Raw genomic sequence first — 16393 nt, 5'->3', positions numbered from 1 at the left:
AATATTTCCCCTAGGGGAAATCGCAGCTAAGCTGCATTTAATTTTCTATATTCAACCAGACTTAAATATCCAAGTTTTTCTTTTATTCTATCCTCATTGTAATATTTTATATATTCTTCAATTGTCTTTTTTAGCTCGTTAAACGACTTAAATGTTCTACTATAGTAAATTTCTTGTTTTAATATTCCGAAAAATTCCCCATAGAAAAATTATCTAAGTAATTTGCTTTTCTTGACATACTCTGTAAAATTCCGTTATTTTCTAATTTTTTAGTATATAATTAATTTATTAAAACAAACCTTAAAGGAGCTTTTATGCAAATAAAATCAAGAAACAAATTAAATGAAAAAGAAATAAAATCCATTGAAAAACTTCTAACTAAAGTTAATAGTTTTGATGGTACATATCGAGAACCTTATCTTGATAATGACTATAATTTTGATAAGAATATGCCTGCATTTTTCATGGCATATAATGATTCAGGTGATTTGATAGGAATTCTTGCTACATATGCTGATAGCAAAGATGTGGAGATTCAATTAAAAATAGATCCTGATTATAGGAGAAGAAAAATAGCTACTTGTCTATATAAAACTTTTCTGAAAGAAACCAAAGAGTATGACTTGAATACCGTATCATTTGTAACAGAAGAAGTCTTTCTTGATAATAATCCTGATATAATTAAAAATCTTAATTTAACAAAATGTGACTCTGAAGAGTTTCAATTATCGAGAAATTTTAATAAAGAAGATAGAGATGATTCATCATATGATACTAATTTGGTATTTGAAAAAGCAAGTATGAAAGATGTAGATGAATTAACTCAATTGATGCATGAAGCCTTTGACTCATCTTTAGACATTGCTGAAAGATATAATATTTCTAATATTATATCAGATACCGCAGCTATATATGTGTTGAGAAATGACAAGAATATTATATCTAGAGTATCTGTAAACTTTGCATCGGATGTAAACTATATGTACAGTGTAGCGACTAAGAAAGCATATTTAAGACAAGGCCACGCCTATACTCTTTTATCACAAACCATAAAAGAATTAGAGAAAGAAAATCAAAAAGATTTTCAAATAGCTGTAGATGTTGAAAATATTAAAGCAAAAAATCTATATGAAAAGCTTGGATTTAACATTGATACAAAAATCCTTTATTTGGACGCTTTAGATATGAACAATGTATTTTAACATAATTTTAAGAAGAGTTTAGATAGATAAGATGAATCTCAAAAAGTTGGTTCTAAGACCAACTTTTTGGAGTAGTTTATAAATATCCAGATTTTTTTAATAAAAAGACTACTATCCGTATTTCAGATGTTGGTCTTAATTCTTCATGTTTATTTATTTTATATTTATAAATTCTAAGTATTCATACAGACTTTATATACTCAATTATTTTATAAATTCAACAAATTTTCAACAAACATTTGTAAATATTCTTTTATTGGTTCGATGATATTTCCATGTTATGGCATCTTGAAACATTGAATTATTTTTATATAAAATGATTTAATCCAATTTCTTAATATTGATTTATCACTTACACCATATTTTTAGCTAAAGATCTATATCCTCCTTCATTATTTAGACATACTCTAACCACTTTTATCTTAAATTCTGTGCTATATTTTGCTATGAAAACCTGCTAACAAAAGTCAAGGAGAAAAGATAAATTAATTTTTCTTTCTCCTTGATATTTAGAGTTTAAATTTGAGCACAACAAATAAGCCGGTTATTATCGGCTTATTTCAACTATTGTTCTTTAATTCTAGGCTACTTTTAACAACTTCTTTTCTTGTTTTGATGCCATAACTTTTGCATAGTATATTCTTAAGAATTTATTTAATCCTGCAAATTTACATACTTTTTTAGCTTTTCCATCTTTTTCTTTTTTTACCATATACAGATATATATCATTTTCAGGATCTTTAGCGCTCATCATGCATTTCATAGCTTGATAACCTACTTTTCTTAGTATTGCATTGCCTCTTTTTGTTATTTTTCTCTGGTCTGCTTTAAAATTCCCTGACTCATATGGCGGTGAATCTATTCCTACAAAGGATATTAAACTTTTTTTGTTTTTAAATTTTGATAAGTCTCCAAATTCTGCTGTAATTTGCACTGCTAATTTATCTGATATTCCTGAGAATTTTTTTGCTTCTTGATATTCTTCTAAGAGCTCGGCAATTTCTATCATTTGTGATAAAATAGTATGTAGAATTTGATTTATATGTTTTATCAATTCTATTCCTTCTTGTATGTTCATTTTTGTATATGAGCTACTAGAAGGTTGAGTTGAGATACTCTCCTCTGCAAGCTTGTATATGGATTTAGCTTTATTAGCATTAGGATGGTATCTCTTTTCTTTTGCCCAGTTTTTAAAATCTTCTATGAATTTTTCTTCTGATTTTTCTAATACTAGGTCTTTGTGCCACCATATTTCTAAGAAGTCTAATAGTTTATCTTTTGAAAAATCATTAGATCCATGTGGAATTAGTTTTTTTATTCCTGGAAATGTTTGGCCTATTGTTAGGTCTATGAAGTTCATTTGATTGATTCTTAAATCCATATAGTGCTGATAGGATTCTGTTTAATTCTTTTAGGACTCTAAAACTTTCTGAATCTACTTTGTATTCTTGTAATTCTTTCCAATACATCAATCCATATTCAGCTATTTGTATGGTATCTATATTATCATTTTTAGATTTTCTAAAGTTAAGTACTCGACAAAACTGTTTCATTTTTAAAGGATTTACTACACTTACAGAGTATCCTTTGTCTTTTAATTCATAGAGGATTGGAAGATGGTATTTACCTGTTGCTTCCATGATTATTTTTACTTCTTCATTTAATGAATCTAGTTTCTTTAAAAATTCTTCTACTTTTGTTTTCTTAAGATGAACATCAAAAGGCTTCCAAATGATTTTGCTACCTTGTTCTAGTGCACATACTGTAAACTTTTCTTTTGCTATATCTATTCCTATAGATATCATTTTATTACCCTCTTTCTTTTAATTTGTAGTTTCTACCTGCACCATTACACTCATTTTAGCTCGTGACACGGACGTTTTGCCCAACCTGCTTAACCGAATATGAATAATGAAGAGGTAGTTGACAGTTTTCATGACGGATATTTTAACCCTAAAACTGACTCGTCATACTACTTCTTCATTATACAAAAATAGTGCAAGATAGAAATAATTTTCTTTCTTACACTATTTATGGTACTAAAAACTGACATCCTCAAAGTTGTTTTTAGGTCCAACTTTTTGGTGTCAGTTCAGTATAAACGGATTTTGGGGGTAACTTTTTTATACTTTTTTACTATTTAAATCCTCTATTTAATTATTTTCTGGATAATGTTCTAAGTTTCCCATATAAAAAATTAATGAATATAAAGATTCACTTAGATGAATATTTTCAACAGGTATATTTCCTTCTACATCAACGTCTATAGGTGCAAAATTCCAAACACCTTTGATATTCTTACCAGAAAGTTTATCACAAATCTCTTGAGCATTTTCTTTAGGTACTGTTATCACTACTATATCAATATTATTCTGCTCTAAAAACTCTTCTAGTTCATCAATTGGTCTAACATCAACTGTTTCATCTTCTCTCTTCTTTTCAGGCAAATCAAAAACTGCTTTGACATTAAATTCTTTGGTTTCAAATCTATTGTACTTATTAATGGCCTTACCAATATGTCCGTAACCTACAATTACAACATTGTAAGCCTTATCTAATCCTATAATTTCATTTATTGATTTTTTTAACTCTATTATTCTATATCCATATCCTTGTTGCCCGAATCCACCAAAATGATTTAAATCTTGTCTTATTTGAGAAGCTGTAAATCCTGTAATCTTGCTTAATTGCTCAGATGAAATCTTTTCAATTCCATCATCCTCAAGATTTTTAAGATATCTTAGATACTTTGGCAATCTTCTTACAACGGCAGGAGATATTTTATTTTTTTGCATATTTCCTCCTCTTATTTGTACATTATATATTATATGAAAAAGTTATTAAATTGTCAATAATTCAACAATGTTATAAAAAATAATTAGAATATAATTTAATTTGTTATTTTAAAAAAATACCAATTTCCTATTATTTTTTCCATATAACTTTCATTATCCGAATTCGATTTCACAGACTCCCAATGATTATCTACCCTTCTTAGCTTCGGATTTAAATAATCAAAAACTTCTCCATTTCTAGAAAAATAAAAACCGTACACTGTTCCTGAAACAGATATTCCACAATTTTTATAATAAAAATTGAAAATTATAAATTAATTATAATTATTTATTATATTTTTTTAGATTTTGCTCTTTGTCCAGCATTTAATATTTTCTTTCTAATTCTTAAATTTTTAGGTGTGATTTCTACATACTCATCTGCTTCTATAAATTCGAGCATTTCTTCTAAACTTAATTTTTTTGCTGGTGGCAGATTTGGTGCATCATCTGAAGATGATGATTTGATATTTGTCTTTGCTTTTCTTTTACATACATTAACTTCTATATCCAAACCTTTTGGATTTTCACCGATAATCATCCCTTCATAGACTTCTTCACCTGGTTCGATAAATAGATTTCCTCTTTTCCAGGCTGAATCAAGTGCGTATCCTGTAGCTTTACCAGTTTCAAAAGCAATAAGAGAACCAAATTGTCTTGTCGGTATTTCACCTAGATATTCTTCATATGATTCAAATTCTGTATTTATAATACCTGTTCCCTTAGTATCTGATATGAACTCTTGTCTATAACCAATTAAACCTCTTGATGGCATCTTAAATACTAATCTTCTATATCCCGAAGATATGTTTTCCATGTGTATCATCTCAGCTTTTCTAACACCTAATTTATTAATTATTGTACCTACATAAGTTTCATCAACGTCAATTGTAACTAATTCCATTGGTTCTAATAATTTTTCTTTTTCTCTCCTAAATAAAACTTCAGGTTTTGATACTTGAAATTCATAACCTTCTCTTCTCATATTTTCTATAAGAACTGACAAATGGAGTTCTCCTCTACCATTAACCTTAAAAGCATCTGTTGATTCTGTATCTTCGATTTTAAGACTTACATCTGTCTCTTGCTCTTTCATCAATCTTGCTCTCAAATGCCTTGAAGTAACATATTCTCCTTCAAGTCCTGCAAATGGTGAGTTATTTACGATAAACCTCATAGCTAATGTTGGTTCTGAAATTTTTACAAACTCGATTGGATTCATTTCTTCACTAGAACATAATGTATCTCCTATTGCAATACCTTCCACTCCTGAAATAGCTACTATTGAACCCGCTTTGGCCTCTTGTACTTCCACTCTATTTAATCCTTCAAATTCATAAATAGTGGTAATCTTTGCTTTGATTAGTTTATTTTCTTCGTTATAGTTTTTAATAAAGGCTTGATCTCCAACTTTTATAGTACCATGTTCCACTTTACCGATACCTATTCTTCCTAAATACTCACTATAATCGGTAGTAGAAATTAGTGCCTTAAAAGGTGCATCTTTATCTCCAGTTGGTTCTGGAATATATTTTACAATTGTGTCAAGTAAATCTTTTAAATTTTCTTTTTGTTAATCTCTTTCTAAACTCGCCCATCCATTTTTACCTGATGCATAAATGATTGGTGCTTCTAAATATGATTCTGGTGCTTCTAAGTTAATAAACAAATCAATTATTTCATCTATTACTTCTTCTGGTCTAGCTCTATCCCTATCTATTTTATTTAAGCAAATTAATGCTGGCAATTCTAATTCAATCGCCTTTTTAATTACAAATTTTGTCTGAGGCATAACACCTTCAAAAGCATCTACTAATAGTAATACACCATCTGCCATTTTTAAGACACGTTCTACCTCTCCACCAAAATCTGCATGTCCGGGTGTATCTATAATATTTATTTTTATATCATTGTAGTTAATTGCTGTGTTTTTAGAAAGAATTGTAATTCCTCTTTCTTTTTCAATATCATTGTTATCCATTACTCTTTCAGATATTTCTTGATTTTCCCTAAATATTCCACTTTGTTTTAATAATGAATCTACTAATGTAGTTTTTCCATGATCAACATGGGCTATTATTGCTATATTTCTTATTTTTTTCATAAAAACTCCTTGTTTATTGACTATAAAATATTACCACAAAAATAGATAATATCAAATAAAAAAAATTCCAATCATATGACTGGAATAAAATTAAATTCGGATATCACACCTTACATTATTTTTATATATTTCTAATTTATCTACTAATGACTTAACAATCATAAGACCTCTTCCGCTTGATTTAAAGTCATGGATATTGTATTTTTCTATATTATTAAAGCCAATTCCTTCATCTTTGACTTCTATATGTATATTATCAAAATCTATCGATAATAAAAGTTTTATGCATTTTTCAGTATCGTATTTATTACCATGTTCATGACAATTAATTAATAATTCGCTTAAAATAAGACGAACGTCAAAACATAGATCTTCATCATTTATTATTGGTTTTATATCTTTAAGTATATTTTTTACAACTTCATTTATTAAAATCATATCACCAAATATTTCATTGTCATACCTATAAAGCATAATTTCACCTTCCGTTATTTTTCTTAAATATATTTACCCAATAATTTTATATTTAACCAATATATCAATTCCTTTGAAATTTTGCTAAAAATCATGTATAATATTAGTACAACTAAAAAATAAGGAGGCTGTAATGGCAAAATGGGAATGCACAGCATGTGGATATATTTATGACCCTGAGGTTGGTGATCCAGATAACGGCATCGACGAAGGTACATCATTTGACGAACTGCCAGAAGATTGGGTTTGTCCTGTGTGTGGCGTAGATAAAGATATGTTTGAAGAATTATAAGAAAGTACATAAGATGAATGCAAAATAGCATTCATCTTTTTTTACCATAAAACTATGATTTTTATTACAAAGTTGTATTTCCTAAAATTTATAATATATGATATCCTATTTAGAATGGGGGGATTATGAATGAAGATAACGAATTAATTGATAAGCAATTAGAAGAAATCAAACATGAATATGTTGACGAAAAAACTAATGAAAAGAGAAAAAAATTAAAGATAATTGGGGGTATACTTTTTGTTATAACAATAATTTTAACCATCCTTGCATTTAGGAATGGTTATTTCAATGATACAAAAAAATTTACTCTACTATTAAATAGATTTGGGATTTTTGCTCCCATTATATTTATTGTAATTCAGACTTTTTTAACCGTTTTTCCTGTTTCACCTACTGCCATAACAAATATATCTGTAATTTTGGCATATGGTCCAATTTATGGTTTTTTTCTGAACTATATCGCCATAATGATTGGTTCTGTAATTAACTTTTATTTAGGTAGAAAATATGGTAAAAAATTTATTGGATTATTATTTGATGATAAAACTATTAATAAACAAGTAGATTGGCTTAATAGAGGTCGAAAAATTGAAATAATGTTTATATTAGTTTTAATAATACCATTTTTGCCCGACGATATATCGTGTATGATTTGTGGCATGACTGATTTTAAATTTAAGAGATTTTTTATAATCACCTCTATTATTAAACTCTGGTCTATCCCACTAATGCTATTTATAATGCTTAATGGATATCAAGCCCTATTTAATTTTCTGAATTAAAAAAACGTCCTTCCAGTGGCTAAAAAAGCTATTAGAAGGACGTTTTATTATTGTAATATTCTATTCAATATACCATAAATATATTCTCTATTTTCTTTTGTTTCAGAAGAATAATAAATTAATTTCGATTTATCTGTAATATTAAATTTGTCTGCTACAATTTTAATATGTTTATGAAGTCTTGATTTACCAATTTTATCAAGTTTTGTTGCTACAACATATCCAGAAAACCCCATTTCTAAGATCCAATTATACATCATTAGATCATCATTTGTTGGCTCGTGTCGTAAGTCAACTAAAAGTATAACTTCTTTTAGATTTTCTCTTATAGATAAATATCTTTCAATTGTTTCTGCCCATTTGGCCTTTTCAGTCTTTGAAACGGCTGCATATCCATATCCCGGCAAATCTACTAATCTAAATTTTTCATCAATATTATAAAAATTTAACGTTCTTGTTTTACCTGGTTGAGAACTTGTTCTTGCTAAATTTTTTCTATTTATTAAAGAATTAATAAGTGAAGATTTCCCAACATTTGAACGTCCTGCTAATGCTATTTCAGGTAGATTATTATCTGGATATTGTTCCTCTAATACTGCTATTTTTTCTAATGTTGGATTATTTATTTTCATTATTTTTCCTCTTTTTCCAATGCTAATTCTATAACTTTTTTTACATCTGCTACTAAATGGAAGTTCATATCATTCAATACCTCTTCTGGTATATCATCTAAATCCTTCTCATTTTGCTTTGGTATTATGACATTATTTATACCATATCTTTTAGCGGCTAGTACTTTTTCTTTAAGACCACCTATTGGCAATACTCTACCTCTAATAGTAACCTCTCCAGTCATAGCTATATCTTGTCTAACTTTTCTGCTAGTTAACGCAGACACTATCCCTGTTGTAATTGTAATTCCTGCTGAAGGCCCATCTTTGGGGGTAGCTCCTTCTGGTACATGCACGTGAATATCTGTTTCTTCAAAAACTTTTTTTCCTAAATTAAAATACTCTTGTTCTGATTTTATAAACGAAATTGATGCAATAGCTGATTCCTTCATTACATCTCCAAGAGATCCTGTTAATTGAGTTTTTCCTTTACCATTCATAGTATTTACTTCAATTTGAAGTAATTCTCCACCTACACTAGTCCATGCTAGACCTGTAACAATACCCACTTCAGGTTCTCTGACAATATCATCATCTAAAACTTTTTCACTTCCTAAAAAATCTTTATAGTTTTTAACGGTTACTGATACGGTTTCTGCACCTTCAACTATTTTCATAGCTACTTTTCTACAAATTTTAGCAATTTGCCTTTCAAGATTTCTAACTCCCGATTCTCTAGTATAATTTTTAATTACCTTAACAATTACTTTATCTGATATTTTAATTTTAAATCTTTTTAATCCATTTTCTTTTATTTGTTTAGGAATTAAGTATTTTTTAGCTATTATAATTTTATCATATTCTGTATATCCGGAAACTTCAATAACTTCCATCCTATCTAAAAGTGCAGAAGGTATAGTTTGAGTTGTATTTGCTGTAGTAACAAACATAACTTTAGATAAATCAACTGGAATTTCGATATATCTATCTAAAAATTCACTATTTTGATTTGGGTCAAGTAGCTCTAGTAGAGCTGATGCTGGATCGGCTTTGTATGATGAAGATATTTTGTCTATTTCATCAAGTAAAAATACCGGATTTAATGTTTTTGCTTTCTGAAGATTTGTAATTATCCTCCCTGGCATTGCCCCAATATAAGTCTTCCTATGTCCTCTTATCTCACTTTCATCCGTAACTCCACCTAATCTCATAGAAATATACTCTCTATTCATAGATTCCGCAACAGATTTAACTATGGATGTTTTCCCCACTCCTGGCGGTCCAACTAAACAAAGGATCGAACCTTTTACATCTTTTTTCAATTTTAATACAGAAAGATATTCTAAGATTCTTTCTTTTACATCTTTTAGCCCATGATGATCTTTATCCAAAACTTTTTTTGAATTTTTTATATCAATTTTATATTCTGTAAACTTACCAAATGGAACATCCAAAACATTATCTAAATATGTTCTTACTACATTTATCTCCGGTGAAGCATTAGCTAAAAATTCAAGCCTTGAAAGTTCTTTTAATAAATGTTCTTTACTTTGTTCACTAATAGCAAGGTTTTCTATTCTTTCTTTATATAACGTGATATCATCTACTTCATCTTCTCGAATTAAGTTTAATTCCTTCTTTAAAATTTCCAGTTGCTCTCTTAGATAATATTCTTTTTGACTTTGATTTATTTTAGCAGTTATTTTATCTCGGATAGAATCTTTATATTCAATCATTAATCTTTCTTCCATAATCAAGTTAATTAATTTTAATGCTCTCGAATAGGCATCCATTTCCTCAATAAGAGACTGTATAGTAAAAATATTTTTAAGATTTATATATATAATAACATTATCTAGCATTGTGGATAAATTTTTATCCGTTTCTAGTTTATATTTTATAACATCTGAAAATTCTTCTTTTATTTCTAATAGCTTTTTAACCTCTTCCAAGATTACTTGTCTAATAGCATAATCTTCTTCATCATCTTCTTTGATATATTGATATTCTTCAATATTAACTTCAAAGAATTGTGATTTAGATTCATATTTGAGTATTTTGGCTCTACTTACACCTTCTACCATTACTTTTATTCTACCATTTGGTAAATTAATACTTTGTTTTATTTTGCAAAGTATTCCTATTGTATTTAAATTATCTTCTTCTATAGCTTCAACACTTGGATTAATCTGAGTTGTAATAAATACGTAAGAATCTCTATTTTTTGCTTCAATTATAGCATTAATAGATTCTTTTCTTTCCGCCTCAAAGCTTATAGAAACTTCTGGTAATATCCATATACCTCTTATAGCAATCATAGGAACAGTTCTTTTTAATATATTGTATGATTCTGTCATTTTCTCCTCCATTATAAAAAAAGGGCTAAGCCCTTATACTAACGTAGGAGATTTTTTATCTTTTATCGTTTCATCTGTTACTATACATTTTTTAATATCTTTTTTATTTGGTATATCAAACATAATGTCGAGTAACGAATCTTCTAGTATAGCCCTTAGTCCTCTTGCACCTGTATTTCTCTTTATAGCTAATTTTGCGATTTCTTCAATAGAACCCTCTTCAAAAATTAACTCTACTCCATCAAGTCTAAATAGCTCTTCATATTGTTTTATCAAAGCATTCTTGGGTTCAGTAAGTATCCTTACTAACGCTTCCTCATTTAGTTCATCAAGTGTAGCAATAATCGGTATACGTCCAATAAATTCTGGTATGAGCCCATATTTCATTAAGTCTTGAGGTAATACCTTATCAAGAACTCTCGCCTCATTTTCTTGATTTGATAGAAAATCGGCACCAAATCCTATTGACTTAGTCTCCACTCTTTTTTCTATGATTTTTTCAAGCCCTTCAAATGCTCCACCAACAATGAATAATATGTTTGTTGTATCAACATGTATATATTCTTGATTTGGATGTTTTCTTCCTCCCTTAGGCGGTACATTGGCAATGGTTCCTTCTATTAGCTTTAATAATGATTGCTGTACTCCTTCGCCACTAACATCTCTAGTAATGGACATATTTTCGCTTTTTTTAGTGATTTTATCTATTTCATCTACATAAATAATTCCAGTTTGTGCTTTTTCAATATCAAAATCAGCAGCTTGTACTAATTTTAGGATAATATTTTCTACATCTTCACCTACATATCCAGCCTCTGTTAAGCTTGTAGCATCTGCTATAGCAAATGGAACATCTAAAATATCCGCTAATGTTTGTGCTAACAGTGTCTTTCCTGAACCTGTTGGTCCAATAAGACAAATATTAGATTTTTGAAGATTAGTTTCAGATTTTTTTCCATATTTTATTCTTTTATAATGGTTGTAAACTGCTACTGCTAAAGTTTTTTTAGCCTTATCTTGTTTGATTACAAATTCATCTAAAAAATTTTTAATTTCTTGAGGCGTACGAAGTTCAAAATCATTAATCAGACCTTTTTCTTCATATTCTTCTTCAAGTACTTCTTGACAAAGAGATATACATTCATTACAAATATAGACACCATCTGGCCCTGAAATCATTTTATTTACATCTTTTGCTGATTTTCCACAAAATGAGCATCTAACTTCTTTTTCTACAAATTTTGCCATTAAATTTCCTTATGACTTTCTATAACTTTATCAATTAAACCATAATCTAAAGCTTCTTGTGCTGTCATATATTTATCTCTTTCAGTATCTTTTTGAATTTGTTCAGTATCTTGACCTGAATTATCTGATAAAATTTTATTTAAGCGTTCTCTAATTTTTAATATTTGTTCTGCAACTATATTTATATCTGTTGCCTGCCCTTGAGCACCACCAAGTGGTTGATGTATCAAAATATTTGAATTTGGTAACGAAAATCTCTTTCCCTTTTTTCCACTTGTTAATAAAACTGCTCCCATACTAGCAGCTTGACCAATGCAAATTGTTGAAACATCTGGCTTAATATAATTCATAGTATCATAAATTGCAAGTCCTGCTGTTACAGAGCCTCCTGGTGAATTTATATATAGTTGAATATCTTTTTCTGGATCTTCAAATTCAAGCAAAAGTAATTGTGCAACAATCACATCAGCCATTTGGTCATTAATTTCTCCTGATACGAACACAATTCTTTCTCTTAAAAGTCTTGAATATATATCGTATGCTCTTTCACCTCTATTAGTAGTTTCAATCACTGTAGGTACTAACGTCATAAATCCCCCCTCAACAGTTTTTTATTTTACTCTTTGTCTTCTGATTCTTCTTTGTCTTCTGATTCTTCTTTAGCTTCTACAAACACTACATTTTCTTTTAATTCATCAATGACTCTTCTTCTCTTCAATACATTTTTAATTGCTTTTTCAGAGATTTGAGATTTTATTAATTTAATAAATTCTTCGTCACCTTCTCTATTGTAGTCTACAGCAACTTTTTCATATTCTGCTGAAACATCTTCATCAGAAACTTCATAATTTTTTTCCTCTACCATCTTGTCTAAAATAACTTCGATTTTTACTTTGTTTTCAGCTCTTTCTCTTAATTGTTCCATTACTTCTTCTTTTGATGATCCGCTTAATTGGAAGAAAGTATCCATATCCATTCCCATTTGACTGATTTGATGTTCATATTCTTTATATTCAACTTTTAGTTGATCTTCAACCATTTGCTTTGGAACATCAAACTCAGTTCTTGAAATCACTTCATCGATAACTGCATTTTCCAAAGCTAATTCATTTTCTTTTTTTAGATTTTCTTCTAATTCTTTTCTTATTGAGTCTTTGTATTCGTCAACTGTATCAAATTCAGAAACATCCATTACAAATTCTTCATCTAATTCTGGATAAACTTCTTCTTTTACTTCATTTATTTTAACCTTAAATGTTACCATTTGACCTTTTAGCTCTTCTACACCATAATCTTCTGGAAAAGTGATGTCAAATTCAATTTCTTCACCTTTGTTTTTACCTTCTAACTCTTTCTCGAATCCTGGTATAAATTGACCTGAACCAATTACCAAATCATATCCTTCAGCTTTTCCACCTTCAAATGATTTTCCGTCCTTAAATCCTTCAAAATCAATATTTACTTGATCACCTTCAATAACTTCTCTATCTACAGGTTTAACAACTTTATTTTTTTCGATTTCTTCTTGAATTTTAGCATCTACTAATTCTTCAGAAACTTCTTTTTCAAGCTCTTCAACTTCAATATTTGAATAGTCTGCTAGTTCAATTTCTGGGAATGTTTCAACTTCAAATCTAATTTCAATATCTTTTCCTTCTTTGATTTCCTCTTCAATATCTATTTGAGGTTTTGAAACAGGGCTTAGCCCTAACTCTTCGATTGCTTTTTCATACATTTCTGGTAATACTAAATCAATAGCATCATTCCAAAATATTTCTTTACCATAGTTAGCTTCAATAATAGCTCTTGGAGCTTTTCCTTTTCTAAATCCTGCAATATTAAATCTGCCTTTATTTTTATTGTAAGCATCTTGTAATTTTTCCTTAAATGTTTCATATCTTAAAACTTCTGTAAACACCGCTACATTTTTTTCATGTGATACTAATTTACTCATTTATTCCTCCTAATAGTAATCTTTCTTTATAACTATACAATTATAGCATAAAACATATTTTTTCAATAATCAATTTCTTTCAAATTATTTATATGATCAAGTCCAACAAATTCATTCATATTTAAGTTTTTAATTTTCTTATTTATTATAGTAGTTATATTTTCATTTGCCATTACAATGTAGGGTGTTTCTTCATTAAATTTGTTAGTCCAAAGCTTTGATAAATCTTGTATTTCTGGACTATTTACATTCTCTTTTACTTTCTCTAATAAATATAAAAATCTATTATTTATTTCTTTGGATAATTCACTACTTGTCCCTTTTTCTTCAATATCTACATTGAAGTCTTCTGGTATCTCTCTCATAAAATGCTGTGATATATATAAATCATACCCTTTTTCTTCAATTAAAGCTCTATACATTTTATCACTAGAAAGTTTTTTTACCTTTAATTGTATTCCGTTTTCATTAAATGTTTTTATAAAATCTTTTTCTATAGAATTAAATAATTTATTATCTTCTTGTACTATAAGATTTAGTGTCATATTTTTTTCATCTTTATTAGTAATGTTGTTAAATTTTTTACTACTAATTTCACTTCTATTATCTTCTCTATGCCAATTATTAAACCAAGAATTTGAATACACTGGAATTGTTGGATAACTATATACTCCTTCTCCAATATTTGTATCAATAATTTTCTTAAAATCTATAATTTCCTTAATTTTTTTTCTATATTTTTTATCCTTAAATAAATTGTTTTTATTAAATCCTAAAAAATGATAGATATTAGATTGATGCTTCAAACTCTTTGAATAGTCTGATAATCTAGAGATATTATTATCTAAAAATCTTCTATTTTGAATTTGATACAAGATATCTAAATCTCCTCTCTCATATTGATTTATTGCAGAAAAAAAATCTAATAGTGAAATTTCTATTTTTTTTAATTTTATTTTGGAGTCTTCTTCTGTCTTTTTTAGAGACAATGTAACTTTTGAATCTGAATAATCTGTTACTTGATAATATCCAGATGTATTTGTAAATTTTAAATCTTTAATTTTATTTACATTTCCATATTCAAATTGATTTTCATTTATGTCTAAAATTGGGAATATTAAGTTTTTTATGTTTGAGAAATCAGGTCTTTGAAAATGAAATTTAATGAAATGATTTCCTAATATTTCTATTCCCTCAAACTTGGGATTTATACCACTTTTATATTCGTAATAACCTTCTATTTTTTCTGCATAAGGCGCATACCCTCCACTATATGATGGATCAGCTAAAACTTTATAAGTATTATAGATGTTGTTAATTGTAATTTCATCACCATTTTGAAATTTCAAACCTTTTTTTAGAACAACTGCAATAGTCTTTCCACCATTTTCATACCAATACTCTTTCGCTGCCTTTAGTTCAATCTCGTTATTTTTATCCCTAGTAAATAAACTTGTATGAAGTAATTTGGTAATTAATGATATGTCATTTTCACCATCAAATAATGGATTTAATGGATTTTTTAGTTTATTTATTCCTATCCTTAAGGCATCTGATTTAATCTTTTTATGTGGATTTTTTATAAAATCTTCACTTTCTTTAATCTTATTCTCAGCTTTGGGTATACTGTAAATTATAAGAAAAAATAAAAATATTAAGATTAATAAAAAATTTTTTTTAAATAACTTAAACATAATTAAAATGCCATAATTATTCCATTTTTATTAGCATATACCGCTGATAAACCAGTACCCTCAAATATTTTAATTTCCTTAAATTTATACCTTTTTTGTACCAATTCTTTTAATTGGTTTGCTCTTTCTTCATTTCTTATATGTGTGATATATAAAATTCTATCGCTCGTGTTTTCAGCTAACTCACCAATCGTTTCTATCATTTTACTCATTGCTTTTTTAAGTCCTCTTGACTTATGCTTTACCTTTATTTCTCCATCATTATTAACGCATATAGGATAGATATTTAACGCTGAAGCAACAAAACCTGCAACTTTCGACATTCTACCATTTTTAATTAATGTATCTAAATCTTCAAGTACAAATATAGTGTTCATTGATTCAATAAATTTTTCTGTCTTTTTAATTATATTTTCAAAACTCTCATTTTCTTCAAATAAACTCTGAATTTTACTTATCACTTGTGTTTCTCCACATGCTGCTGATTTAGAGTCAAATACATGAACTTTTATCTCTGGATTTTCTTCTTCAATCATTGTTTTAGCAATATTCGCACTATTATATGCCCCTGATAATTTTTTTGATATAGAAACCATGTATATTTCATCATATCCTTCTATATTTCTCATAAATGATTCCGGAGTAGGGGCTGCCGTTCTAGATACTTCCTTGGAATTCTTTATATTCGTTAATAAATCATCAATATTCAAGTTATCATCAGCAATATAATGTTTGTCTTCTACATCAATAAAAAATGGTGCTTTTCTTATATCACTCTTTTTTCTGATTTCTTCATTTAACTCAGCACAAGAGTCTGTAATTATAAGTCTTTTCATTT

At 28.1% G+C, this 16393-nt stretch carries 15 protein-coding genes and 1 pseudogene; 3 read left to right on the top strand and 13 right to left on the bottom strand.

Annotated features, from left to right (window positions below; translation table 11 throughout):
- Window positions 1–26 precede the first annotated feature (26 nt).
- Entirely contained in the window at window positions 27–185 is a 159-nt protein-coding gene (locus AC4KN9_RS00515) for an IS3 family transposase (protein ID WP_491017910.1), read from the bottom strand.
- 129 nt (window positions 186–314) lie between these two features.
- Here AC4KN9_RS00515 and AC4KN9_RS00510 point away from each other — a divergent pair, with 129 nt between their 5' ends.
- Window positions 315–1202, top strand: a complete 888-nt coding sequence (locus tag AC4KN9_RS00510; RefSeq protein WP_491016739.1) for a GNAT family N-acetyltransferase — start codon at window positions 315–317, stop codon at window positions 1200–1202.
- 580 nt (window positions 1203–1782) lie between these two features.
- Here AC4KN9_RS00510 and AC4KN9_RS00505 read toward each other — a convergent pair.
- The 5 genes and pseudogenes from AC4KN9_RS00505 to AC4KN9_RS00485 form a co-directional block, all read right to left on the bottom strand.
- Window positions 1783–2562, bottom strand: coding sequence for an IS110 family transposase (locus AC4KN9_RS00505; RefSeq protein WP_491016738.1), 780 nt, complete (start codon window positions 2560–2562; stop codon window positions 1783–1785).
- Window positions 2492–3007 carry an IS110 family transposase gene (locus AC4KN9_RS00500; RefSeq protein ID WP_491016737.1) on the bottom strand — a complete coding sequence of 172 codons (516 nt, stop codon included), beginning with the start codon at window positions 3005–3007 and terminating at the stop codon, window positions 2492–2494. The genes AC4KN9_RS00505 and AC4KN9_RS00500 overlap by 71 nt, the downstream gene beginning before the upstream one ends.
- A gap of 348 nt (window positions 3008–3355) precedes the next feature.
- Complete coding sequence (locus tag AC4KN9_RS00495) at window positions 3356–3997, bottom strand: redox-sensing transcriptional repressor Rex (RefSeq protein WP_491016736.1); 642 nt, start codon at window positions 3995–3997, stop codon at window positions 3356–3358.
- Between the two features lie 331 nt (window positions 3998–4328).
- A pseudogene (typA, locus tag AC4KN9_RS00490) lies at window positions 4329–6140 on the bottom strand (translational GTPase TypA).
- 90 nt (window positions 6141–6230) lie between these two features.
- Window positions 6231–6614, bottom strand: a complete 384-nt coding sequence (locus AC4KN9_RS00485) for an ATP-binding protein (RefSeq protein WP_491016735.1) — start codon at window positions 6612–6614, stop codon at window positions 6231–6233.
- A 133-nt stretch (window positions 6615–6747) separates the two neighbouring features.
- Here AC4KN9_RS00485 and rd point away from each other — a divergent pair, with 133 nt between their 5' ends.
- Window positions 6748–6906, top strand: a complete 159-nt coding sequence (rd, locus tag AC4KN9_RS00480; protein ID WP_491016734.1) for a rubredoxin — start codon at window positions 6748–6750, stop codon at window positions 6904–6906.
- Between the two features lie 125 nt (window positions 6907–7031).
- Window positions 7032–7691 carry a TVP38/TMEM64 family protein gene (locus AC4KN9_RS00475; RefSeq protein ID WP_491016733.1) on the top strand — a complete coding sequence of 220 codons (660 nt, stop codon included), beginning with the start codon at window positions 7032–7034 and terminating at the stop codon, window positions 7689–7691.
- Window positions 7692–7738: 47 nt separating this feature from the next.
- Here AC4KN9_RS00475 and yihA read toward each other — a convergent pair whose 3' ends face one another.
- From yihA to AC4KN9_RS00440, 7 genes are all read right to left on the bottom strand, one after another.
- Window positions 7739–8323: a ribosome biogenesis GTP-binding protein YihA/YsxC gene (gene yihA, locus AC4KN9_RS00470; RefSeq protein ID WP_491016732.1), complete on the bottom strand. Its 585-nt coding sequence runs from the start codon at window positions 8321–8323 to the stop codon at window positions 7739–7741.
- Complete coding sequence (gene lon, locus AC4KN9_RS00465; protein ID WP_491016731.1) at window positions 8323–10659, bottom strand: endopeptidase La; 2337 nt, start codon at window positions 10657–10659, stop codon at window positions 8323–8325. The genes yihA and lon overlap by 1 nt, the downstream gene beginning before the upstream one ends.
- Before the next feature lie 33 nt (window positions 10660–10692).
- The gene (clpX, locus tag AC4KN9_RS00460; RefSeq protein WP_491016730.1) at window positions 10693–11907 is read right to left on the bottom strand and encodes an ATP-dependent Clp protease ATP-binding subunit ClpX; all 1215 of its coding nucleotides are present in this window, start codon (window positions 11905–11907) and stop codon (window positions 10693–10695) included.
- A complete protein-coding gene (gene clpP / locus AC4KN9_RS00455; protein ID WP_491016729.1) occupies window positions 11907–12497 on the bottom strand; it encodes an ATP-dependent Clp endopeptidase proteolytic subunit ClpP in 591 nt (196 codons plus the stop codon). Before clpP ends, clpX begins: the two co-directional genes overlap by 1 nt.
- A 26-nt stretch (window positions 12498–12523) precedes the next feature.
- Window positions 12524–13861 carry a trigger factor gene (gene tig / locus AC4KN9_RS00450; protein WP_491016728.1) on the bottom strand — a complete coding sequence of 446 codons (1338 nt, stop codon included), beginning with the start codon at window positions 13859–13861 and terminating at the stop codon, window positions 12524–12526.
- Window positions 13862–13923: 62 nt separating this feature from the next.
- On the bottom strand, window positions 13924–15555 hold the full coding sequence (locus tag AC4KN9_RS00445; protein WP_491016727.1) for an ABC transporter substrate-binding protein: 1632 nt from the start codon (window positions 15553–15555) through the stop codon (window positions 13924–13926).
- Between the two features lie 2 nt (window positions 15556–15557).
- Window positions 15558–16391 (bottom strand): DegV family protein, encoded by an 834-nt coding sequence (locus tag AC4KN9_RS00440; RefSeq protein WP_491016726.1) that lies wholly within the window; start codon window positions 16389–16391, stop codon window positions 15558–15560.
- Window positions 16392–16393: the final 2 nt, after the last annotated feature.

Source organism: Helcococcus sp. SA-HE-C1 (assembly GCF_985670335.1).
The sequence above is the reverse complement of the archived record's forward strand: the minus strand, read 5'-3'. Positions and strand labels throughout refer to the sequence as shown.